This window comes from Rhizobium sp. BK619 (assembly GCF_014195245.1).
Classification (GTDB): Bacteria; Pseudomonadota; Alphaproteobacteria; order Rhizobiales; family Rhizobiaceae; genus Rhizobium; species Rhizobium acidisoli.
In genome coordinates, this window is the sequence record NZ_JACIBH010000012.1 from 143,092 (window position 1) to 165,407 (window position 22,316).

Consider the following 22,316-nt stretch of genomic DNA (forward strand, 5'->3'; position numbering starts at 1 on the left):
TGATAGAGGAAACCAGTGCGGCATGTCCCTTCTCCCCTCGGGGAGAAATGCCGGCAGGCAGATGAGGGGGCCACACGGCAACACGTCTGCCGATCCCCAATCACTCAACTTCCGTTGTGGAAACCACAGTCGGGCATTGCCTTGCCGCTTTTCGCCGCTATGGTCCCGCAACTTTCGTCGAAACAGGAAATCCCCAGGAAACCCTATGGCCGCTGACCTCCGTTTTCTCGCAGCCCGCATCTCGGCCGAAATCAACGCCCGTCCCGACCAGGCCAAAGCCGCAATCGAGCTGCTCGACGAGGGCGCCACTGTGCCCTTCATCGCGCGCTACCGCAAGGAAGTGACGGGCGGGCTTGACGATACGCAGCTGCGCAATCTCGCCGAACGGCTGGTTTATCTGCGCGAGCTCGAGGCGAGGCGCGCCGCGATCGTCGAATCGATCACCGGCCAGGGCAAGATGACCGACGAGCTGATGGGGAAGGTGGGCGGCGCCGAAACCAAGGCCGAGCTCGAAGACCTCTACCTGCCCTACAAACCGAAGCGCCGCACCCGCGCCGAAATCGCCCGCGAACGCGGCCTCGGGCCGCTTGCCGAGGCGATCCTTGCCGAGCGCGGCCGGGAGCCGGCGGCGCTCGCCGAAGGCTTCGTCACGGCTGACGTGCCTGATGTGAAGACGGCGCTCGAAGGGGCGCGCGACATCATCGCCGAAGGCATTGCCGAAAATGCCGATCTGCTCGGCCGATTGCGCGCCCATATGCGCCAGGCGTCACTGCTGAAGGCCAAGGTCGTCGACGGCAAGCAGGCGACGGGCGAGAAGTTCTCCGATTATTTCGACCATTCCGAACGCTGGGCGACCGCCCCCGGCCACCGCGCGCTCGCCATGCTGCGCGGCTGGAACGAAGAGGTGCTGACGCTGACGATCGAAGCCGACGCCGAGACCGCCTCGCCGAACAAGCCGGTCGAACGGATGATCGCTGTGGCCTATGAGATCGGCGCGAGCCGGCCCGGCGACCGCTGGCTGATGGAGGTCGCCAGCTGGACCTGGCGCGTCAAGCTTTCCATGTCGCTGTCGCTCGACCTGATGCGGGAGCTGCGCGAGAGGGCCGAAGAGGAGGCGATCCATGTCTTCGCCCGCAATCTCAAGGATCTGCTGCTGGCCGCCCCCGCCGGCTCGCGCGCCACCATGGGCCTCGATCCCGGCATCCGCACCGGCGTCAAGGTCGCCGTCGTCGACGGCACCGGCAAGGTCGTGGCCACCTCGACCGTCTATCCCTTCCAGCCGAGGAACGACGTGCGCGGCGCCCAGATCGAGCTCGCATCGCTGATCCGCAAGCACAATGTCGAACTGATCTCGATCGGCAACGGCACCGGCAGCCGCGAAACCGAAAAGCTGGTGGCCGACATGCTGGCCGAACTGCCGGCGCCGAAGCCAACCAAGGTGATCGTCTCGGAAGCCGGCGCCTCGGTCTATTCCGCCTCGGCGACCGCAGCGGCCGAGTTTCCCGATCTCGACGTCTCGCTGCGCGGCGCCGTCTCCATCGCCCGGCGCCTGCAGGATCCGCTCGCCGAACTGGTCAAGATCGAACCGAAGTCGATCGGCGTCGGCCAGTATCAGCACGATGTCGACCAGCAGAAGCTGTCGCGATCGCTCGATGCCGTGGTCGAAGACGCAGTGAACGCCGTCGGCGTCGATCTCAATACCGCCTCGGCGCCGCTGCTCTCCCGCGTCTCCGGCCTTGGCCCCTCGATCGCCGACGCCATCGTCCGCCACCGCGACAGCGAGGGCCGTTTCGAGACGCGCCGCGATCTGTTGAAGGTTGCCCGCCTCGGCGGCCGCACCTTCGAGCAATGCGCCGGCTTCCTGCGCATCCCGAACGGCAAGGAGCCGCTCGACGCCTCCTCCGTCCACCCGGAGGCCTATGGCGTCGCCAAGAAGATCGTCGCCGCCTGCGGCCGTGATCTGCGCGCATTGATGGGCGACAGCGCCATGCTGAAATCGGTCGATCCGCGCCAGTTTATCGACGAGAAATTCGGTCTGCCGACCGTCAGGGACATCATCTCGGAACTGGAAAAGCCCGGTCGCGACCCGCGCCCAAGCTTCAAGACCGCCACCTTCGCCGAGGGCGTCAACGAAATTTCCGACCTCAAGCCCGGCATGATGCTGGAGGGCACGGTGACCAACGTCGCCGCCTTCGGCGCCTTCGTCGATATCGGCGTGCACCAGGATGGTCTGGTGCATGTCTCCCAGCTTGCCGACCGCTTCGTCAAGGATCCGCACGAGGTGGTCAAGGCGGGCGATGTCGTCAAGGTGCGGGTCGTCGAGGTCGACGCCAAGCGCAAGCGCATCGCTCTTTCGATGAAGCGCGACGACGGTTCGACAGCGCCGCCGCCGCGTGGTGATTCTCGCGGAAACCAGGGCTCGCGACCGCAGAACGAGCGCCGGCCTGCCGCTCCCAAGCCGGAGAGCCAGGGTGCTTTTGGCGCAGCGCTGGCTGAGGCGATGAAGCGAAAATAAGGGTTTAGCCGGTATTTCGGCAAAAATGCAACAGTTTGGCAACGTTCTGAACGGAGTGCTAAATCCGGCGCTTGTAAGGCGAAGGAGAGTTATTAAGTTGATGTGACCATCCTGTCACATTTGCGAGGCGTCCATGGCGTCGGCTTTCCTTTCGATCGTCCAGCAAATCATCCGCAAGGGTTCGTTGAAACTTACCCTTGCCAATGGCGACACCTACATGATCGGCGACGACACCGGCGACATGGTCGCCGCCCGCCTTGCCGATCAGGAGGCCGAGGACGCCATCCGGCGCGACCCGACGATGAAGCTCGGCGAGATGTACATGCAGGGCCGGTTCATTCTCGAACAGGGCAACATCTACGATTTCCTGTCGCTGGTGAAACAGAACACCACCAATGAAATCTTCGATTTCAAGATGGCGGCACTGCTCGTCGGCCGTATTGCTTGGCAGCAGTTGAAGAGCCGCGTGCCGGTTAATCGCAACAAGCACAATGTCGCCCATCATTACGACCTGTCGGCCAAGCTGTTCGATCTCTTCCTCGATGAGGACTGGCAATATTCCTGCGCCTATTTCGAACCGCCGGGCATCGGGCTCGACGAGGCGCAGCTCGCCAAGAAACGCCATATCGCCGCCAAGCTGCTGCTTGAGCCGAACCAGCGCATCCTCGAGATCGGCTCCGGCTGGGGCGGCATGGGCATGTATCTGACGGAGGCGACCGAAGGCGCCGAATTCACCGGCATTACGCTGAGCGAAGAGCAGCTCAAGGTTTCCCGCAGCCGTGCTGAAAAGCGCGGCCTTGCCGAGCGCGTGCGTTTCGAGCTGCAGGATTACCGCACCCTGACGGGCAGGAAATTCGACCGCATCGTTTCGGTCGGCATGTTCGAGCATGTCGGGATCGGCAATTACCCCAATTTCTTCCGCAAGGTGTCGGATCTGCTCGACGACAACGGCGTCATGGTGCTGCATTCGATCGGCCGCCCGAAGCCGAGTTTCGGTACCAATGCCTTCATCGAGAAGTATATTTTCCCCGGCGGTTACATCCCTTCCGTCGGCGAAGTCTTGCCGCCGCTCGAAAAGGCCGGGCTCCTGGTCAGGGATGTCGAAATCCTCCCGTTGCATTATGCCTATACGCTGCGTCACTGGCGCGAGCGCTTCGTGGCGCGCAAGGCCGAAGCGGTGGCGCTTTACGACGAGCAGTTCTTCCGCATGTGGGAATTCTACCTGGCCGGCTCGGAAATGGGCTTCCGCTGGGACGAACTCTTCATCCTGCAGATCCAGATCGCCAAGAACCAGTTCACCGTTCCCGACAACCGCAATTACATCGCCCGTAACGAGGCCAGGCTGAAGGAATTCGAGGCGAGGCGCGCACCGCTGGAAAAGGTGACGTTCTGAGCGGCAGCAGCCGGACGTGATAAAAGGACATGCCGATGAGCAGTGCGTTTCCCGAGATCTACCTGGTTCGGCACGGCGAAACCGAATGGAGCCTGTCCGGGCGCCATACCGGCCGCAGCGATATTCCGCTGACGGGGAACGGCGAGGCCGCCGCCAGCAAGCTCGCCGATCGGCTTTCAGGTCTTTCTTGCTCGGCCGTCTGGTCGAGCCCGTCGGCGCGGGCCCGCAAGACCTGCGCGCTCGCCGGCTTCGGATCGGGTGCAGTGATCCGCGACGATCTCGCCGAATGGGACTATGGCGCCTATGAGGGCGTGACCACCAAGGCGATCCTGGCTGAGCGCCCGGGATGGCAGCTCTTTCGCGACGGCTGCCCGCACGGCGAAACCGCCGCCGATGTCGGCGCCCGCGCAGACGCCATCATCCACGCGCTTCGCGAGGCGGCGGCCCCCATCCTGGTTTTCTCCAGCTCGCATTTCCTGCGCGTGCTCGCCGCCCGCTGGCTCGGCCTGCCGCCCGAAGGCGGCGCGCATTTCGTGCTCGATACCGCTTCTATCAGCGTGCTTGGTTATGAACACGATCTGACGGAGCCGGTCATTCGCCGGTGGAACCAGAGATAGGGCATCTGGGGGTGGGTTTGCGGAATTCGATAGCAGATGCCATCAGCCGTGTGGCACCACTTTCATTCGCTCCCTTTGTTCCCCGTGGTTAACATTGGGGTAACGACCTCGCGATAAATGTAACTGTCGCCGCTCTCCGCGGCTTTGTTTTTGCGTTTTCTGGAGTGCGGACGTGTCTCATCGATCAGTCGTATCGATCTCTTTGGCTATTGCCTTTTTATCTTTCGGTTCAGCGGCGGCGCAGGAAAGCGGCCAGCATTTCTGGTCGGGCGACTGGTATCTGAACGTCGGCGTCGCCGGCTTCTCGGCGCCGAAATTCGAAGGCTCGTCGCACAATGAATTCAAGTTCAGCCCGCTGATTTCGGTCGGTCGCCAAGGCGCCGGCCCGCGCTTTTCCTCGCGCAACGACAACCCCTCCTTCGCCCTGATCGACAAGGGCGCCTTCCGCGCCGGCATCGTCGGCAAGTTCGTGCCGTCGCGTGACGACGGCGACGGCCATGAGCTGAAGGGCTTGAGAAAGGTCAAATGGGGGGCTGAGGCCGGCGGCTTCGTCGAAGTCTACCCCACGAATTTCCTGCGCGCCCGCGCCGAAGTCCGCCAGGGCATCCGCTCCCATGACGGCGTTGTCGCCGATCTCGCGATCGATGCCTTCACCGATATCGCGCCCGACTTGCAGCTGTCGGGCGGCCCGCGCGCGACATTTGCGACAAGGGGCTATTACGATGCCTATTACGGCGTCAGCGCCAAGCACGCCGCCGAAAGCGGCCTTGATCCTTACAAGCCGACGGCGGGCATGCAGTCTTATGGCGCCGGCGCGGCCCTGACGTGGAAGGCGACCGAAAATCTCTCGGCAAGCTCTTTCCTCGAATATAAGCGGCTGGCCGGTCCCGCCGCCGACAGCAGCCTGGTGCGTGACCGCGGCTCGAAGAACCAGGTGCTGATCGGCGTCTCGGCGACCTACAAGTTCAATTTCTCCCTGCAGTGATCCAATGCATGTCGCCCGGAAGTGTGCAGCGGTTCCGGGATAACGACATGCATCAACTCCAACGCATGTCGCCCGGAAGTGCGTAGCGGTTCCGGGATAACGACATCCATGAGACAGAGAGATCGCTTCTTGACCGGATCGCCGGCCGGTCGCTAGATGGCGGCATGCAAGATACCGGCGACTTCAACGATCGCGTTTCCGACGCACCTTCCGATAACTGGGTCTATCGGATCCTGCCGCCATGGCTGTGGCCCTACGCACAGCTGGCGCGATGGGATCGGCCGATCGGCTGGCAGTTGCTGATGTGGCCGTGTTTCTGGTCGGCAACCCTTGCCGCCAATGCGGCGATCGGCGAGGGGCTCTATTCCGGCAGCCTGCTGGTGTCCCACCTTTTGCTCTATTTCATCGGCGCCGTCGCCATGCGTGGCGCCGGCTGCACCTATAACGATCTCGTCGACCACGAGATCGACATGGAAGTGGCGCGCACGCGCTCGCGTCCGCTTCCCTCCGGCCGCGTCACGCGCGCCCACGCGAAGATCTTCATCGGCCTGCAGGCCCTCGTCGGGCTTTTCGTGCTCTTGCAGTTCAACTGGTTCACGGTCTTCCTCGGCGTGCTCTCGCTCGGCATCGTCGCGCTTTATCCCTACGCCAAACGCTTCACCGACTGGCCGCAATTCTACCTGGGACTTGCCTTCTCCTGGGGCGCGCTGATGGGCTGGGCCGGCATTTTGGGCGGGCTCTCCTTCGCCGCCGTCCTGCTTTATGCCGCCTCGGTCGCCTGGACGATCGGTTACGACACGATTTACGCCCATCAGGACAAGGAGGACGACGAGCTGATCGGCGTCCGTTCCACCGCGCGCCTGTTCGGCGACAGGACGCGGGTATGGCTGATCGGCCTCTATGGGCTGACGCTGGTGCTGATGTTTGCCGCTTTCGCGCTTGCCGGCGCCAATCTGATCGCTTTCCTGGCCCTGTTCGGCGCCGCCGGCATGTTCGCCTGGCAGATCGTTCGGCTCGATATCAATGATGCCGCCCAATGCCTGGCGCTTTTCAAGTCGAACAATCGCGTCGGCCTGATCATCTTCTTCGGCCTCTTCGTCTCGCTGCTTTTCGCCATTCCCTGAATGGAGCGACGAGCGAAACGACAAACCCGGCGCGGGCGCCGGGTTTCAAATGTGTGCGAAAACGAAGTGTCGCGAAATCGCTCAGTTACGGGCGATGATTTCCTTGCCTTCGATCTTCATGGCGACGCCGAGCCGGCCGGTGGTGCGGCGCACGAGGAAGCGCGGGCGGCGGTTGGCGAAGTAGGAATGGCGGCGGCGCGGCTTGAGATCGCTGGTGCGCAAGCCGCCGATATGGTCTTCGAGCGGCCGGGCGACGCCGTCGGCCTCGACCATCAGCATCGGAATGCGGAAGGCTTCCGACCAGCCGCGCCAGTCGGCTGCGATATCGCTGAGATCATGGGCGACGAGCAGCGGAATGCAGAGTTCCGGATCGGCATGATGCAGTTCGAGGGTGACGGTAACCTCGCCGTCGCCATGGTCGATGGCGCGGGCGGCGACACCTTGGAAGACGCGCTTCGGCAGCGCAATCGAGAGCGGCAGGCCGCTGGAGGGGAGGACCTTGCGCAGGACCGCGCCGCGTTCGTCTATGGTGATATTCACGTCATCCGAACAATCATGGATGGCGTAGCTGACCTGCTGCGGAAAGCGGGACGGATCGAGGCGTAACGTCGTGCCAGCCCAGGCGGGCTTCATTACGGGATTGTTCATGTCATTCTACCCTTGTCTTACCTGAGAGCCGATTTCCGGTCTTCTCCTTGGGACTTTTCGTCCTCTATGGCCGACAATAGGGGCCTGCCGTTCCGTACAGCTTAAAAATTGCGGTTAAGAAAACTTTGCGTCCTCTGATGGTTATCAAAACCGAATCCCGCAGGGTTTCCGGAAGGTGAACGCCAAGCTGTGCTGAAGTGATGCATCCTGAGGTAAGGCTCAGGTAAGTTTTTCGTGGCAAAATATGCTTACCAGCAGTTCGTTCTTTTAGAGATTTTGCCGAAAAGGGCGCATTTGATGATTACGGCCTCCCTCGCTTACACGATCCTGTCGAAGGATATGACGTCGAGCCTGAACAAGGTGGCGTCGCAGGCGACGGTCAAGAAGGACGCCGAATACTACGCAGACCATATCAACAAGGTCACCTCGGTCGACGACTTCCTCGGCGATTACAAGCTCTACAGCTATGCGATGAAGGCCTATGGTCTCGAGGACATGACCTATGCCAAGGCCTTCATGAAGAAGGTGCTGGAAAGCGATCTCACCGACCCCAACAGCTACGCCAACAAGCTCTCCGATACGCGCTATCGCGAATTCGCGTCCGCCTTCAATTTCAATGCGCCCGAGAAGGACGTGCAGACGGACGCGCAGGAGGACGATCTGATCGGCCTCTACAAGCAGTCCTTCATCGATGCCGACAAGGCGACGACTGCCGAGAGCACTTATTACGGCAACAATATCGACAGCGTGACGACCGTCGACGATCTGGTCAACAATACGAGGCTTCGCACCTACGTGCTGAAGACCTTCAACATCGATCCCACCTATGCGTCGAAGGATTTTCTGCGCCAGGTGCTGACGAGCGATCTGAGCGACCCCACGAGCGTCGTCAACACGCAAGGCGGCGACAAGTACAAGGCGCTTGCCGCCCAGTTCAGCTTCAACGCCGACGGCACAGTCACCGGCACGGCTCAGACAGCGGCCCAGAAGGCTTCGGTCATCGAGACCTACACGCTGAACTCCCAGTCGGTCATCATCGACAATTCGGTCGGTTCCGACGTCGTCTACGTCAACAAGACGGCGGCCGACTATAACCAGGCCTATTATACCGCCAAGATCGGCACGATCACCAATGTCGACGATCTGGTCGCCGACAAACGTCTGACTTCCTACATCAAGACGGCCTACAGCATGGGCGCCGATTTCACCGCGGCAGCACTGCGCACGGTCCTGACCGATCCCGGTTATGCCCAGCTGATGGGCTTTACCAATGTCTACAACGCCTTCAACTTCAAGTCCGACGGTTCGACCTCGAGCACGGCGCGCGTCCGGACGCTCGATCAGGCAAACAAGCTGTCGTCGGCCGCATCGCAGACCGCCAACTACTATAAGGTGACCTCGCAATCGAGCAGCATCACCAATGTCGACGCCCTGCTCGCCGACGGAAACATGGCGCGCTATATCAAGGATGCCTATGGTCTCGGCACCGGTTTCAGCAATGCCGATCTGAAGAACATCCTGACCGACTCCGCCTATGCCGCCGCGCAAGGCCATGCCGATCTCAATGCCGATTTCAACTTCCAGGCGGATGGATCGATCAACGGGTCGGTGATCCAGACGGACACGCAGCGCAAGTCGACCACCGACAAATCGGCAGCGAACGCGGCCCACTTCAACGCCATGATCGACAGTGTCACCAGTGTCGACGACATCATGTCCGATCCCGTTGCGGTCAGCTATCTCAGAACCAGCATGCAGGTCGCCGACAGCGTCTCCGATGCGACGTTGAGGACCTTCCTCGTCGATCCCGCCGCCGCCAGCGCCCAGGGCTATAGCGACGTCCACGATCTCTTCAATTTCAAGACCGACGGTTCTGTCGCCACCCTCTACGCCTCGCAGACCGCCGCGCAAAGTGCCAGCACATCAAGCAAGGCCGACAATGCTGCCGTCTATTACCAGGCGACCATCGCCGGCATCGCCAATGTCGATCAGCTGCTATCGGACCAGAAGCTCAACAATTTCGTGCGCAACGCCTTCGGCATCCCGTCCACCGTGACCGACGTCGCCCTTCGCGGCATCCTGACCGATCAGAGCGGTACCGGCACCTATGCCGACGTCGCCGCCGCCTTCAATTTCAAGGCCGACGGCTCTCTCAAGGACGGCCTGGCGGCGCAGACGGACACCCAGATCCGCAACACGAAATTTGCCGCCGGAGCGCGCACCGACGATTATTCCGCCCGGATGGCGACGATTGCCAATGTCGACGATCTCATCGCCGATCCCGCCATCACCAATTTCCTGAAGAGCACCTATAATCTGCCGTTGAACATTTCGAACGCCGACCTGAAGAGCTACCTGACCGATGCGACGGCTGCCTCGGCCGCCGGTTATGCCGATCTCAACGCCGATTTCAACTTCGCCGCCGATGGATCGCTGCCGGTCGTCAGCTCCGTCCAGACGGCGGATCAGGCCCAGACCACCAATGACAACTATATGGCGCGCTATGACGACGAGCGCGAAGAGGCGATCGACGAGGTTGCCTCCAACTACTCGAGCATGATGGCCGACAGCACCAGCCTGCTCGACACGGCCGAGATCAAATCCGTCAATGATTTCATGCGCACCAATGCCACGGCCGATTTCAAGAAGAGCAACGACAATCTGCCGGACCCCTATCATGTGGCGTTGCAGGCCTTCGGCCTGACCGAGCAGGACGTGCCGCGCTCGATGATGCGCAAGATCCTGACGAGCGATGCCTATGATCCGAACGGCTATATCGCCTCGCTGAAGGACGAACGCATCACCAATATGGCCCGCGCCTTCAATTTCGGCCCGGACGGCAAGGCGGCGTCACCCTTCCAGGCGCTGCCCGACGCGACTCTGGCCAAATACGCCACCGACTACAAGGCGCATATGACCATGCTGCTGAAGGCCGGCCCGGTGAAGGACAAGGCATCGAAGGACGCGACCACCGAAGTCGATTATTTCGCCAAGGGCATGGCCAAGGTAAAATCCCTCGACGATTTCCTCGACGACAGCCGCCTGACGGATCTGGTGCTGAAAGCCAACAATCTCGACCCGAAGGATTACGACAAGGCGACGCTGAAGAAGATCTTCACCTCCGATCCCGACGACAAGAAGAGCTACCTGAACGCCAAGGCCGATGCGCGCTTCCAGGATATTGTTGCCGCCTTCAACTTCGACAAGGACGGCAATCTCACCCGCGCCAAGATGGGCACCATCCAGAACAAGGCCGCCGAGGAGCACACCCAGGAGCTCTACGTCCAGCAGACGATGGAAGCCCAGCAGGGCGAAAGCAATGATGGTGTGCGCCTGGCGCTCTATTTCAGCCGCAAGGCCCCGAGCATCACCTCGATCTATTCGATCCTCGGCGACAAGGCGCTCTATCAGGTCGTCACCACAGCCTACAGCCTGCCCTCGCAGATGTCGGGCATGGATGTCACCAAACAGGCCGACCTCCTCAACCGCTTCGTCAAGCTCGAGGATCTCCAGGATCCGAAGAAGGTCGACAAACTGCTGCGCCGCTTCACCGCCATGTACGACGTCCAGAACAGCACCCAGCAATCGCCGGCGCTACAAATCCTGACCGGCGGCGGCACCCAGTCGTCTTAATTGCTCTTCACGCTTTAAGATTGCCCCTCACCCTAACCCTCTCCCGTAAAAACGGGGCGAGGGGACGTGCCCTGCGCTACGTTGGCGAGGGACGGAGAGGTAGCGGCTTGTCCCCTTCGCCCCGTTTACGGGGAGAAGGTGCCGGCAGGCGGATGAGGGGCTGCCCCCAACCGTCACCCTCAAATCTCGAGGCTGACCACCTTTCCCGGGTTCATAATATTTGCCGGATCGAAGGCGCGCTTGATGCGGCGCATCAGTTCGATTTCGATTGCCGGGCGGATTGCCGCAAGCTCGTCGCGCTTCAGCTGGCCGATGCCGTGTTCGGCCGAGATCGAGCCGCCATGCGCCAGCACCAGCCCATGGACGATATGGTTCATTTCGCGCCAGCGGCCGATGAAGGCGGCCTTGTCGGCACCGACCGGCTGGGAAATATTATAATGGATATTGCCGTCGCCCATATGGCCGAAGGCGCAGATGCGGGCTCCGGGCATTGCCGCCAGAACCGCTTCGGCGGCCTCGGCCATGAAGTGCGGGATCCGCGACACCGGCACGGAAACATCGTGTTTGATCGACCCGCCTTCGGGCTTCTGGGCATCCGACATGCTCTCGCGCATGTGCCAGATCGCCTGCTGCTGCGCCACCGATGAGGCAATCGCCGCATCGAGCACCAGTCCGGCCGCAAAACCCTGTTCGAGCACGCCGTTCATCATCCGCTCCGCCGTTTCGGCGGAATCCGATGTCGAAATGTCGATCAGCACATACCAGGGATAGGCCGCTTGCAGCGGATCGCGCACGCCATCGATATGGCGCGTGGTGATTTCGACGCCGAAACGCGGCATCAGCTCGAAACCGGTGAGCGAGGTGCCGCAGAGGCTGGAGGCAAGGTTGAAGAGACCAAGCGCGTCCTCGACCGAATTCAGGCCGGCGAATGCCACTTGATGGCCGAGCGGCTGGGGAAACAGCTTCAGCACCGCGCCGGTGATGATGCCGAGCGTGCCTTCGGCGCCGATGAAAAGGTCGCGCAGGTCGTAGCCGGTATTGTCCTTCTTCAGGCGGCGCAGGCCGTCCCAGATCTCGCCGGTCGGCAGCACCACTTCGAGGCCGAGGCAGAGCTGGCGCATATTGCCGTAGGCCAGCACCGCCGTGCCGCCGGCATTGGTGGAAAGGTTGCCGCCGATGCGGCAGGAGCCCTCGGAGCCGAGCGACAGCGGAAACAGCTGCCCATGCGCCTCGGCCGCCTTCTGGACATCGGCGAGAATGGCGCCGCCATCGGCGACCAGCACGTTCGCCACCGGATCGACATCGCGGATCCGGTTCATGCGCTCGAGCGACAGGATGATATCGGACTTGCCGGCGCGCGGCGTCTGGCCGCCGACAAGGCCGGTATTGCCGGTCTGCGGCACGATCGCCGTCCCGGTCTCCGTCGCAAGCTTCATGATAGCCGAGACGTCCTCGACCGAGCCGGGTTTCAGCAGGAGAGGGGAGGAGCCATGATAGAGGCCGCGGTTTTCGACCAGATGCGGCGCAAGATCGGCCTCGCCCCGAAGCGCGTATTTATCGCCGACGATGGCTGCGAAACGGTCGAGAAGTTCGGTGGAAATGCCGGTGCTGCTCATCGGGGTCGGTCCTCGGTCGATTTGATCGTGTCTGTCAGTCGCGCGGCGCCGCCGCCCGCTGCAGGCGGTCGTTGATCGCTTCGCCGAGCCCCTCTTCGGGAATGGCCGAGAAGGCGATGCTCGAAGCCCCGCTGGCATCGGCCCGCTTCATATAGTCGAAAAGATTGGCCGCCGCCTCGGCAAGGTCGCCGCGCGGGCTGAGATCAAGCACGATCCGGGCGCCGTTTGTGCCGGAGACGGCAGCCCCGCCAAAGGCGATCAGCGCTTCGCCGGGTTCGACCGCCGTCGCATTGAGCCGCACGGCGGCGCCCGGCGCATAGTGCGAGGCAAGCATACCAGGCGCTTCGATCGCCGCCGACGCCGTTTTCGCCCTGAGCAGCGGCCGGCCTGCGACACGCTCGATCTCGCGCGCTGCCAGGCCGCCGGGCCGCAGCAGCCTCACCCGGTCGCCCTCCACCTTGACGATCGTCGATTCGACACCGACGGTGCTTGGCCCCGCATCGAGGATCAACGGGACCTTCGCGCCGAGATCGGCCTCGACATGGGCCGCACTCGTCGCGCTGATTGCGCCAGACGTATTGGCGCTCGGGGCTGCGAGCGGCCGCCCGAAGGCGCCGATCAACGCGCCCGCAAAACCTTTCGGCACGCGCACGCCGACGCTGTCGAGCCCGGCGGTTGCCAGCGAATGGATCGGGCTTTGCGGTTTCAGCGGCAGCACCAGCGTTAGCGGGCCGGGCCAGAAGGCTGCGGCGAGCGCCCTGGAGACGGGGTCGAATTCGGCATGTTCTTCGGCCATGGCAAGATCGGCCATATGGCAGATCAGCGGGTTGAAACGCGGCCGGCCCTTGGTCTCGTAGATGCGGGTGATGGCCGCCGGATTGGTGGCGTCGGCAGCAAGGCCGTAGACGGTTTCGGTGGGGATGGCGATGGCAAAGCCGTCGGCAAGAGCGGCTGAGGCCGCCTCAAGTGCTGCCCGCCTGTCTGCCTCTATATCGATGATGCGTGCCATGTGCTGCCCGATGCTTTGGTCCCGGCAGTCATTAGGCTTTCCGCTGCCTGCGATCAATCGCGTTGTTGACCTCACCCATCGGTGCGCGTCACAGCTGGCGGATGATTTCGCGCAGCTGTTCGTTGCGGGCGCCGAGCAGCAGGATGTTGCGGATCGCCGCCTGCGGATCATGGGTGCGGAACAGCAGGCCGTTGCCGCGCACCGACCGGTCGATGGTCATCTTATCCTGGGAATTTTCGCCGGCTTTGATGGCGACGGCGAAATACATGCGGGAATAACCGACATCGATCCGTTCGAAGAAGTTGTCGTTCTCGCCGATGTCGGAATAGAAATTGGCGATGTAGAAGGCCCAGCTGACCTCTTCGTAGTGAGCGAATTTCGTCCGTGCCGCGGTGACGTGGCAATAGCCGAGATGCGGGCTGTCCTCCAGCGTCCGGTGGAAGATGATCTTCGGAAACTGGATCGAGTGGTGAAAGCCGTTGATGTGCTGATGCGTCTTCTCGCCGGCCACCTGCAGCTTGCGGCCGGTTTTGGCGGCGACCTCGTCATGGGTGAAATAGCGCTTTTCCTCGGCCAGCCAGTGCCGCCGTTCGCGGGGAATGCGGCCGGTTCGCAAGAATTCGGAATGCGCGGCAACCAGCTGCGGCTCCTGCGATCTGCTTGCATCTTTCGCGTCGAAATAACGGAGTTTGGCCATGGTTCGCGTTCTTCGGTCGGTCTGAATCAACAGCAGGATAGGGCGGTATGCTTAAGGCGATGTTAAAATCACCCGGCAGCCGGCCGGCCAAAAAGCAAATGCCGACAGATGTCGCAAACGCGACGGGCATCTATAGCGGCCGGCTTACCTCTTTACGCAACGGGTCTTTACGCCATGTCGCAATTGACGATAATTGCTGCAGAGTCGGGAGATGCGATCGACCGGGACCGGCCGCTTGCATCCTGTCGTCAATTTCGAAGCCGATGTCGCATTACAACCGAGCGGCAGCCAGCCCAGATGATTAAATGGCTGCCATGAACAATTCTCCCGAAGGAGAAGGAAGCGGGCGCGCTTCCGCCGACCTTCAGTGTAAGGCGGCAACCGGGTGCACGAGGACATGAAGATGGATATTCGCAGCAACGTTTTGCGTCAGCTCAAGAACCGCCGGGAGGGCTTCAGCCTCGAACGGCCGTTCTACATCGACGAGGATTATTTCCAGCTCGACATGGAGATGATCTATTATCGCGATTGGCTGTTCATCGGCCATGATTGCGAACTGCCGAAGGCCGGCGCCTATTTCACCGTCCAGATCGGCAGCTATCCCGTCGTCATCGTCCGCGGCAAAGACAATGTCATCCGCGCCTTCCACAATAGCTGTCGTCATCGCGGCTCGCGCGTCTGCACCAAGGAGCATGGCTCCTCCGTGCGCCTCGTCTGCCCCTATCACCAGTGGACCTACGACCTTGAAGGCAAGCTCGCCTTCGCCCGCCACATGGGCGATGATTTCGACAAGACGGGCTTCAACCTGAAACCCGTCCATTGCGAAGTCGTCGCAGGCTATGTCTTCATCTGCCTTGCCAATACCGCCCCGGACTTCCAGCCAGTGCGCGACAAGATCGAGCCCTATGTCGCGCCGCACCGGATCAGCGAGAGCAAGGTCGCCTTCCAGAGCACGATCATCGAGAAGGGCAACTGGAAGCTCGTCTGGGAAAATAACCGCGAGTGTTATCACTGCGCCGCCAATCATCCCGAACTCTGCCGCACCTATCCCGAAGCCCCGAGCGTCACCGGCACGGATGGCGGCGCCGACGATCCGGAGATTGCCGGCCACTGGGCGCGCTGCGAGGCTGCCGGCCTGCCGAGCAAATTCCAGATATCGCCGGACGGTCAGTTCCGCACCGCCCGCATGCCGCTGATCGAAGATGCCGAAAGCTACACCATGTCCGGCAGGCCCGCCGTCAAGCGTTCGCTCGCCGACGATATCTCGATCAGTCATATCGGCACCATGCTGCTCTTCCACTATCCGACGACGTGGAATCACCTGCTCGGCGACCACGCCATCTCCTTCCGAGTGCTGCCGCTCAGCGCCAACGAGACGGCGGTGACGACCAAATGGCTCGTCCACAAGGACGCCGTCGAAGGCGTGGATTACAATCTCGAGGAACTGACCCACGTCTGGACCGAGACCAACGACCAGGATCGCCGCATCGTCGAAGAGAATGCCTTCGGCATCCACTCTCCGGCCTATGAACCCGGCCCCTATTCTTCCCTGCACGAGGGCGGCGTCATGCAGTTCCTCGAATGGTACTCGAACTTCATGGTCAACCGTCTGCAGGGTGATCAGACGAAGATCTCCGCCGTGGCCTGATGCCTCCCGGTTAATGCCCGGTTCAGATCGATTTCTTTAAAAATGCGAGAGCAGCCGGACCCCGGCCGCTTTCGGAACCATTCCGGCACGAAAGCGTTGCTGAGCAGGCGGTTATCGCTGCTGAATGGGAGAGAAGAATGTTCGGTTTGAGTAACAAGATCGCGACTGCAGTTCTGGCTGCCGCCGTCGTTCTGACAGGCTTCGTGCCGTCGCAGGCAATCCAGATGCCGACCGCCCCGCAGGTGGAAAAATCCTCCACCGTCGAGAACGTCCAATACCGCCGCTACTATCGCGGCGATTATTACCGGCCAGGTTATCGCCCCGGCGCCTATTACCGGCCCGGCTATTACGGCGGCTATCGCGGATATTCCTATTACCGTCCGGGCTATAGGCACTATAACGGCTACTGGTATCCGCTCGCCGCCTTCGGCGCCGGCGCGGTCATCGGCGGCGCCATTGTCGCCCAGCCGCGCTACGTCGCGCCCGCGCCCCGCATGGGGTCAAGCCACGTCGCCTGGTGCGCCAACCGCTACCGGTCCTATCGCGCCTACGACAATACGTTCCAGCCCTATAACGGCCCGCGTCAGCAGTGCTATTCGCCGTATTGACGGCTCTCGAATGCTGCCCGTCACCCTAACCCTCTCCCCGCAAAACGGGGAGGGGCTGTGAAACTCAGTGAACGGCGGTGATCACCGAAATGCCGGCTTCGTCGGCGGCGCGGATAAGCGCTGCTCGTGCGTCTTGCGCTGAAATTTCCCCATGGATTGCGGCCCGGCACGCCCTGATCGCAATCAGATATTCGTCTCCATCGTCGATCGGCCAGCCAACCGTCAGCATCTCGGCAGCCTGCACGAGGCTTGCAACAAGCTTGTATTTTTCCGGCCCACTCACAACGAGCATCAGAGGGGCAAACTCTTCGGATGTGCACCATTTCATGACATTAGGCCTCCCCACGGTAAATATATTAGTAACCGTGCAAGAACCGTTCCGTGCGAGGGGACGGCGTGAACCAGCTGGCCAGCCGAGCGTTGATCGCCGAGATTGCCGGCGACCCGAGGCCGACTATCAGACGGAAAGCCGTCGCAAGACTGGAAGTGGCCGCAGGCCCCGTATGGGTTCCAGCCACGTCGACTGGTGCGCCAACCGCTACCTATCGCATCTACGACAACACGTTCCGGCCCTATGGGCCGCGTCAGAAGTGCCGCCAATTGATGAAACCACGGTACGCACAGCGTCGGGCAAATGCGTTGTACCGACCGTGAGCTTGGCCGAAACGTCACCCCATTCTCCGTCATCCTCGGCCTTGAGCCGAGGATCCATGTTGGCCTCCCCGCAGCGGGCATGGATCCTCGGGTCAAGCCCGAGGATGACGGAGAATGGGGTGACCTGTGATAAATATCGTATGGTGGAGCAAGGGCAGCAGCGCCCACCCCACCACTCCCATTCAGAGAATATCCACCCGCCGCAGCAGCCACCAGGCAAAGGCAATCGAGGCGACGATGAGGGCGACGGCGTATTCGGTGCCGTAGTCGCCGACGGCGAAGGGCAGGTTGGCGGTGTTCATGCCGAAGAAACCGGTCACCAGCGTTGGCGGCAGCAGGAAGGCCGTCATGATCGACAGCAGATAGAGGTGGCGGTTGGTCTCGGAGGATTGTTTCGAATCGATTTCTTCGTGCAGCAGGCGCGCCCGGTCCTGCAGCGCATAAATGTCGTGATCGACCGTTTCCAGCCGGCTCGTCAGCCGCCGCGCCACGTCGTCGAAGCCGAAGGGCATCTCGTCCTCGTCGGTTGCCGCCGCGCGGCGCATCAGCGCCAGCACCGTGCGCAGGTGCCGATGCAGCCTGACCACGGTTCGCCGCACCGGCGCCAGCCGCCGGCGTTCATCGCGCGGCGCATTGTCGTAGACGAAATCCTCGATCAGGTTCAGCTCGTCGGTGAGCTCGATGACGATCGCGATCAGCGTGCGCTGAAACTCGATCACCAGCAGTTCGAACAGGTCGACCGGCCGCGAGAATTTTCCCGGATTCTTCTCGATCAGCGCCCGCGCCCGCTCGACGCTGCGCAGCGGCTGCAGCCTGGTGGTGATGATGAAGCGGTCGGACATGGCGAAATGCAGCCAGCCGAGATTGTTGGTGTCCTCAGCGAAATCGCGCTGGCAGTCGATGAGCGTGCCGTAGAGCATCTGCTCGTCGACGGTGATGGTCGCATGCGTGTCGCGCGTCGTCAGCGCCGATTTCGCGTCCTCCGTCAGCCCGGTGAGGGTTTCGAGCAATGCCGGCACGCGGGCGTCGACAAGGTTGAGGTGCAGCCAGTAGAAACAATTGTCGGCGGTCAGATCGGCCACCGTCGCGCTGTTGTTCAGCCGCACCGCGGTCTTTTCGTCCGGGGAGAAGCGATAGGCCCAGACGAAACCGGGTATGTTGACGGGCAATGTATCCATTGGTCGCCGATCCTTTGCGAAGGCGATGTGGTTTTCGGAGGTTTCCCCCTAGAGAGTCTTCATGACGGCTATTTGTGCGACGGTGCAAGAGCACGGCGCCGTTTCGGTCGAATTATGGCATGGCCGGCCGGCAAATCGAAATTGAGGTTTACGTAAAAATCAATTAGCCCTTTGCCCCGGAGGGGCTTTGCGCGGGATGCAGGCCGGTCCTGCGGAGGATACAATGTATAAGGCGCCCGTTGAGGAAATCGCGTTCACGTTGAAGCATGTAGCCGGCATGGGCGAAGCGATTTCAAATGGGCTTCTCGCCGATCTCAGCGAAGATCTGGTCGATGCCGTGCTCTCCGAGGCGGGACGTTTTGCCACAGAGGAAGTGGCGCCGCTCGCCGACATCGGCGACCGCCAGGGAGCCCGCCTGGAAGGCGGCGAGGTCAGGCTGCCGGATGGCTGGCGCGATCTCTACCGCCGCTGGATCGCCGGCGGCTGGAATGGCCTGACGGCGCCCGAAGCTTTCGGCGGCCAGGCCCTGCCGCATATGCTGAACGTCGCGGCGCTGGAAATGTGGAATTCCGGCTCGATGGCCTTCGCGCTCGCCCCGACGCTGACGATGGGCGCCATCGAGGCGGTCAGCACCCATGGCAGCGCCGCGCTGAAGGAAAAATATCTGGAGAAGATGGTCTCAGGCGAATGGACCGGCACCATGAACCTGACGGAGCCGCATGCCGGCTCCGATCTCGGCGTGCTCAAGGCTCGCGCCGAGCGCCGCGCCGACGGCAGCTATCGCATCTTTGGCCAGAAGATCTTCATCACCTGGGGTGAGCATGACGCGGCCGACAACATCATCCATCTCGTGCTCGCCCGCCTGCCGGATGCGCCGGCCGGCACCCGCGGCATCTCGCTCTTCCTGGTGCCGAAATTCTTGGTGAACGAGGACGGCTCGCTGGGTGCCCGCAACGATCTGTTCTGCCATTCGCTGGAGCACAAGCTCGGCATCCACGGCTCGCCGACCTGCACGATGATCTATGGCGACGGCCGGTTCGGCGACGAAAAGGGGGCTGTGGGATGGCTGGTCGGCGAGGAGAACAAGGGCCTCGCCTGCATGTTCACGATGATGAACAATGCCCGCCTGGCCGTCGGCATGCAGGGCGTGGCGATCGCCGAGGCCGCCACCCAGAAGGCTATCGCCTATGCCAAGGAACGCACCCAGGGCAGGGCGCCCGGCTGGAGCGGGCCCGGCATGAGCCCGATCGTCGAACATCCCGATGTCGCCCGCATGCTTCTCACCATGAAGGCGCTGACCCAAGGCGCGCGCGCCATCTCCTATGCCTGCGCCCACGCGATCGACATGTCCCACCGGGCCGGCGACGTCAGCCGCCACTGGCAGGAGCGTGCCGCGCTTTTGACCCCGATCGCCAAATCTTTTTCGACCGATGCCGGCGTCGACGTCGCCTCGCTCGGCATTCAGGTGCATGGCGGCATGGGCTTCATCGAGGAGACCGGTGCGGCGCGTTACCTGCGCGACGCCCGCATCGCGCCGATCTATGAGGGCACCAACGGCATCCAGGCGATCGACCTCGTCACCCGCAAGCTGCCGCTCTCCGGCGGCGAGCAGGTGAAGGGCTTCATCGCCGAGCTGAAGGAGATCGCCGATAGCGTCCGCCGCTCCAATCTCGATGGTTTCGGCGAGACATCAGTCAGGCTCGACGCAGCGATTTCAGATCTCGAAGCGGCGACCGACTGGCTCACGAAGATGGTTGCCGACGGCAAGGCGGGCGAGGCGCTTTCGGGCGCGACACCCTATCAGCGCCTGTTCGGCCTCGTGCTCACCGGCTGCTATCTCGCCAAGGGCGCTCTCGCCGAAAGCGGCGATGGCAGGGGCGAGGGCCGCATCGTGCTCTGCCGCTTTGCCGCCGAAAACCTGCTCGCCGAGACCGCAGCCCTTCGCGACCGCGTCGTCAATGGCGCGGCAAGCCTTGCCGCCGCCCGCATCCTGCTTGCCTGAGGCGACCCCATGACCTCTGAGGACATCCAATGACCGATCACATCATCGTCGAGCAGCCTTCCACCCATCCCGGCGTCCAAATCATTCGCTTCAACCGGCCGGAGAAGAAGAACGCCATCACCCGCGCCATGTATCGCACCATGGCCGAGGCGCTGAAGGCGGCCGATGCCGATACGACCATCCGCGCCACCGCCTTCCTCGGCACCGAAGGCTGCTTTTCTTCAGGCAATGATCTGAACGACTTCCTTGCCGCCGCAGTCGGCGGCGGCGGCCTGGAGCAGGAGATCCTCGATTTCCTCTATGCGCTGGTGAAGGCCGAAAAACCTGTGATCTCCGGCGTCGACGGTCTGGCGATCGGCATCGGCACGACGATCCACCTCCATTGCGACCTGACGATCGCCTCGAGCCGCAGCCAGTTCCGCACCCCCTTCGTCGATCTGGCGCTGGTGCCGGAGGCGGGGTCGAGCCTCGTTGCGCCGCGGCTGATGGGCCAGCAGCGCGCCTTCGCCCTGCTGGCGGCCGGCGAAGGCTTTTCGGCGGCCGAGGCCAAGGACGCCGGCATCATCTGGAAAGTGGTCGAACCCGGCGAGGTCGATGCCGTAACGCTGGCGACCGCCGCCCGGCTCGCCGCCAAACCGCCGGAAGCGCTGCGCATCGCCCGCGATCTCATCCGCGGCGACAGCGGCGAGATCATCGCCCGCATCGACGAGGAGGCCCGCCACTTCTCCGCCCGCCTGAAAAGCGCCGAGGCCCGCGCCGCCTTCGAAGCCTTCATGCGTCGCTAAAGCGCGTCGCGATCTTTCAGATTCGCTCCTTGCACTTTAGCTCCTTGTTTTTACGCATGTCGTTTGAGGCGAAAGTGCTTAGCGCTTTGCCTGGCAAAACCGCTGCACACTTTTGCGCGACATACTTTAGAGTATGGGCACATCGAAGACCTCACCGGCCCTGAGCGGGCGGAACCGGTCCGCGGCAATATCGTGCTCGCGCATTGCCTCTTGCAACGCCCTTACCGGTGCGTCGACCGCTTCATCCGTCAGTTGGAACGTCGCGAAGTGATGCCCGGCCACATAGGCCGCATTCGCCAGCTTCATCCCGCTCACCGCCTCCTGCGGATTCTGGTGCTGGCCTTTCATGAACCATCGCGGCTCATAGGCACCGAAAGGTAAGATCGCCAGGCGAAAGCCGCCATGCTTCTGCTGTGCCGCTTTGTAATTGATGCCTTGGTGAAAGCCCGTATCGCCGATGTGATAGATCTTTCCGGCCGGGGTCGAGAGGACGAACGATGCCCAGAGCGCCATCCGGCGATCGGCGCCGCCGCGGGCGGACCAATGATGCGCAGGCTCGGCATCGATGCTGATTCCGGCGTGCGCGATGCGTTCGCCCCAGTCCATCGACGTCATCTCCATATCGGGCACGGCGCGGCGGATGATCGTATCGTTGCCGAGTGGCGTCACCACACGCGGCCGGTGCTTTGCATGCAGCCGCTTGAGCGTCGCGATATCCAGATGATCATAATGATTGTGCGAGACCAGCACGAGATCGATCGGCGGCAGATCATCGAACGCGATGCCCGGTTGGACGACGCGTTTGGGGCCGGCAAAAGTGAAGGGGCTGACGCGCTCCGACCACACCGGGTCAGTGAGAATATTGAGCCCGGCGACCTGCACCAGCATGGTTGCATGGCCAACCATGGTCACCCGCAGATCCTCGCCGTCGACACGTGTATCGGGTTTTGCCGCCGCGTAGGGGCTTGGGACCGATTTCGGCCAAGGCTGACGGCCGCCGCCGAATTGCCACCGCAGCAAATCGCCGAAACCGGGCGGCTCGGTACCGTCGGGATTGAAAAAATGCGTGCCGTTGAAGTGATCGGACACCGGGCCGTTATAATAGGGATTGCGGCTTTTGGTCTTGCGCATTCGGAAGCGGTTTCCTTTGCCTGTAACAGGTTCAGATTTAAGCCAGGTCGACCGGGTTCCGAACCTGTTCCAA

At 62.3% G+C, this 22,316-nt stretch carries 17 protein-coding genes; 10 read left to right on the forward strand and 7 right to left on the reverse strand.

Annotated features, from left to right (window positions below; genetic code table 11):
* Positions 1–205 precede the first annotated feature (205 nt).
* The 5 genes from FHX14_RS22960 to ubiA all read left to right on the forward strand — a co-directional run bounded on the left by FHX14_RS22960 (position 206) and on the right by ubiA (position 6,634).
* Positions 206–2,515 carry a Tex family protein gene (locus FHX14_RS22960; RefSeq protein ID WP_054181446.1) on the forward strand — a complete coding sequence of 770 codons (2,310 nt, stop codon included), beginning with the start codon at positions 206–208 and terminating at the stop codon, positions 2,513–2,515.
* 133 nt (positions 2,516–2,648) lie between these two features.
* Positions 2,649–3,908 carry a cyclopropane-fatty-acyl-phospholipid synthase family protein gene (locus tag FHX14_RS22965; RefSeq protein ID WP_003588195.1) on the forward strand — a complete coding sequence of 420 codons (1,260 nt, stop codon included), beginning with the start codon at positions 2,649–2,651 and terminating at the stop codon, positions 3,906–3,908.
* Between the two features lie 35 nt (positions 3,909–3,943).
* Complete coding sequence (locus FHX14_RS22970; protein WP_054181910.1) at positions 3,944–4,525, forward strand: histidine phosphatase family protein; 582 nt, start codon at positions 3,944–3,946, stop codon at positions 4,523–4,525.
* Between the two features lie 172 nt (positions 4,526–4,697).
* A complete protein-coding gene (locus FHX14_RS22975) occupies positions 4,698–5,510 on the forward strand; it encodes a MipA/OmpV family protein (RefSeq protein WP_054181447.1) in 813 nt (270 codons plus the stop codon).
* Positions 5,511–5,674: 164 nt separating this feature from the next.
* Positions 5,675–6,634 (forward strand): 4-hydroxybenzoate octaprenyltransferase, encoded by a 960-nt coding sequence (gene ubiA / locus FHX14_RS22980; RefSeq protein ID WP_003588189.1) that lies wholly within the window; start codon positions 5,675–5,677, stop codon positions 6,632–6,634.
* Between the two features lie 81 nt (positions 6,635–6,715).
* On the opposite strand, the gene FHX14_RS22985 is transcribed toward ubiA, so the two are convergent.
* On the reverse strand, positions 6,716–7,282 hold the full coding sequence (locus FHX14_RS22985) for a DUF6101 family protein (RefSeq protein ID WP_012556768.1): 567 nt from the start codon (positions 7,280–7,282) through the stop codon (positions 6,716–6,718).
* Positions 7,283–7,579: 297 nt separating this feature from the next.
* On the opposite strand from FHX14_RS22985, the gene FHX14_RS22990 reads away from it, so the two are divergent.
* Complete coding sequence (locus tag FHX14_RS22990; protein ID WP_054181448.1) at positions 7,580–10,915, forward strand: DUF1217 domain-containing protein; 3,336 nt, start codon at positions 7,580–7,582, stop codon at positions 10,913–10,915.
* 179 nt (positions 10,916–11,094) lie between these two features.
* On the opposite strand, the gene FHX14_RS22995 is transcribed toward FHX14_RS22990, so the two are convergent.
* From FHX14_RS22995 to FHX14_RS23005, 3 genes are all read right to left on the reverse strand, one after another.
* Positions 11,095–12,531, reverse strand: coding sequence for an FAD-binding oxidoreductase (locus FHX14_RS22995; protein WP_184378875.1), 1,437 nt, complete (start codon positions 12,529–12,531; stop codon positions 11,095–11,097).
* Positions 12,532–12,565: 34 nt separating this feature from the next.
* Positions 12,566–13,540, reverse strand: coding sequence for an L-threonylcarbamoyladenylate synthase (locus FHX14_RS23000; RefSeq protein ID WP_012556771.1), 975 nt, complete (start codon positions 13,538–13,540; stop codon positions 12,566–12,568).
* Between the two features lie 88 nt (positions 13,541–13,628).
* Positions 13,629–14,237 carry a DUF6656 family protein gene (locus tag FHX14_RS23005; RefSeq protein ID WP_054181450.1) on the reverse strand — a complete coding sequence of 203 codons (609 nt, stop codon included), beginning with the start codon at positions 14,235–14,237 and terminating at the stop codon, positions 13,629–13,631.
* A gap of 403 nt (positions 14,238–14,640) precedes the next feature.
* Between FHX14_RS23005 and FHX14_RS23010 the strand changes: the two genes are divergently transcribed.
* Positions 14,641–15,885, forward strand: a complete 1,245-nt coding sequence (locus FHX14_RS23010; protein ID WP_003588181.1) for an aromatic ring-hydroxylating dioxygenase subunit alpha — start codon at positions 14,641–14,643, stop codon at positions 15,883–15,885.
* 137 nt (positions 15,886–16,022) lie between these two features.
* Positions 16,023–16,493 carry a BA14K family protein gene (locus tag FHX14_RS23015; protein WP_012556774.1) on the forward strand — a complete coding sequence of 157 codons (471 nt, stop codon included), beginning with the start codon at positions 16,023–16,025 and terminating at the stop codon, positions 16,491–16,493.
* 64 nt (positions 16,494–16,557) lie between these two features.
* Here the strand turns inward: FHX14_RS23015 and FHX14_RS23020 are convergent, their stop codons facing one another.
* Both FHX14_RS23020 and FHX14_RS23025 read right to left on the reverse strand, forming a co-directional pair.
* A complete protein-coding gene (locus FHX14_RS23020; protein WP_003588177.1) occupies positions 16,558–16,821 on the reverse strand; it encodes a DUF982 domain-containing protein in 264 nt (87 codons plus the stop codon).
* A gap of 508 nt (positions 16,822–17,329) precedes the next feature.
* Positions 17,330–18,325 (reverse strand): transporter, encoded by a 996-nt coding sequence (locus FHX14_RS23025; RefSeq protein ID WP_003588172.1) that lies wholly within the window; start codon positions 18,323–18,325, stop codon positions 17,330–17,332.
* A 223-nt stretch (positions 18,326–18,548) separates the two neighbouring features.
* Here FHX14_RS23025 and FHX14_RS23030 point away from each other — a divergent pair, with 223 nt between their 5' ends.
* Together FHX14_RS23030 and FHX14_RS23035 are read left to right on the forward strand one after the other, a co-directional pair.
* On the forward strand, positions 18,549–20,327 hold the full coding sequence (locus FHX14_RS23030) for an acyl-CoA dehydrogenase (protein WP_184378877.1): 1,779 nt from the start codon (positions 18,549–18,551) through the stop codon (positions 20,325–20,327).
* Positions 20,328–20,356: 29 nt separating this feature from the next.
* Positions 20,357–21,112 carry a crotonase/enoyl-CoA hydratase family protein gene (locus FHX14_RS23035; protein ID WP_184378879.1) on the forward strand — a complete coding sequence of 252 codons (756 nt, stop codon included), beginning with the start codon at positions 20,357–20,359 and terminating at the stop codon, positions 21,110–21,112.
* A gap of 126 nt (positions 21,113–21,238) precedes the next feature.
* Here the strand turns inward: FHX14_RS23035 and FHX14_RS23040 are convergent, their stop codons facing one another.
* Positions 21,239–22,243 carry an MBL fold metallo-hydrolase gene (locus FHX14_RS23040; RefSeq protein WP_184378881.1) on the reverse strand — a complete coding sequence of 335 codons (1,005 nt, stop codon included), beginning with the start codon at positions 22,241–22,243 and terminating at the stop codon, positions 21,239–21,241.
* Between the last annotated feature and the right edge of the window lie 73 nt (positions 22,244–22,316).

Bases quoted from the DNA above. Each gene is read 5' to 3' on its own strand.
- FHX14_RS22960 (WP_054181446.1), top strand. From the start codon at position 206: ATGGCCGCTGACCTCCGTTTTCTCGCAGCCCGCATCTCGGCCGAAATC.
- FHX14_RS22965 (WP_003588195.1), top strand. From the start codon at position 2,649: ATGGCGTCGGCTTTCCTTTCGATCGTCCAGCAAATCATCCGCAAGGGT.
- FHX14_RS22970 (WP_054181910.1), top strand. From the start codon at position 3,944: ATGAGCAGTGCGTTTCCCGAGATCTACCTGGTTCGGCACGGCGAAACC.
- ubiA (WP_003588189.1), top strand. From the start codon at position 5,675: ATGCAAGATACCGGCGACTTCAACGATCGCGTTTCCGACGCACCTTCC.
- FHX14_RS22985 (WP_012556768.1), bottom strand. From the start codon at position 7,282: ATGAACAATCCCGTAATGAAGCCCGCCTGGGCTGGCACGACGTTACGC.
- FHX14_RS22990 (WP_054181448.1), top strand. From the start codon at position 7,580: ATGATTACGGCCTCCCTCGCTTACACGATCCTGTCGAAGGATATGACG.
- FHX14_RS22995 (WP_184378875.1), bottom strand. From the start codon at position 12,531: ATGAGCAGCACCGGCATTTCCACCGAACTTCTCGACCGTTTCGCAGCC.
- FHX14_RS23000 (WP_012556771.1), bottom strand. From the start codon at position 13,540: ATGGCACGCATCATCGATATAGAGGCAGACAGGCGGGCAGCACTTGAG.
- FHX14_RS23005 (WP_054181450.1), bottom strand. From the start codon at position 14,237: ATGGCCAAACTCCGTTATTTCGACGCGAAAGATGCAAGCAGATCGCAG.
- FHX14_RS23010 (WP_003588181.1), top strand. From the start codon at position 14,641: ATGGATATTCGCAGCAACGTTTTGCGTCAGCTCAAGAACCGCCGGGAG.
- FHX14_RS23015 (WP_012556774.1), top strand. From the start codon at position 16,023: ATGTTCGGTTTGAGTAACAAGATCGCGACTGCAGTTCTGGCTGCCGCC.
- FHX14_RS23020 (WP_003588177.1), bottom strand. From the start codon at position 16,821: ATGAAATGGTGCACATCCGAAGAGTTTGCCCCTCTGATGCTCGTTGTG.
- FHX14_RS23025 (WP_003588172.1), bottom strand. From the start codon at position 18,325: ATGGATACATTGCCCGTCAACATACCCGGTTTCGTCTGGGCCTATCGC.
- FHX14_RS23030 (WP_184378877.1), top strand. From the start codon at position 18,549: ATGTATAAGGCGCCCGTTGAGGAAATCGCGTTCACGTTGAAGCATGTA.
- FHX14_RS23035 (WP_184378879.1), top strand. From the start codon at position 20,357: ATGACCGATCACATCATCGTCGAGCAGCCTTCCACCCATCCCGGCGTC.
- FHX14_RS23040 (WP_184378881.1), bottom strand. From the start codon at position 22,243: ATGCGCAAGACCAAAAGCCGCAATCCCTATTATAACGGCCCGGTGTCC.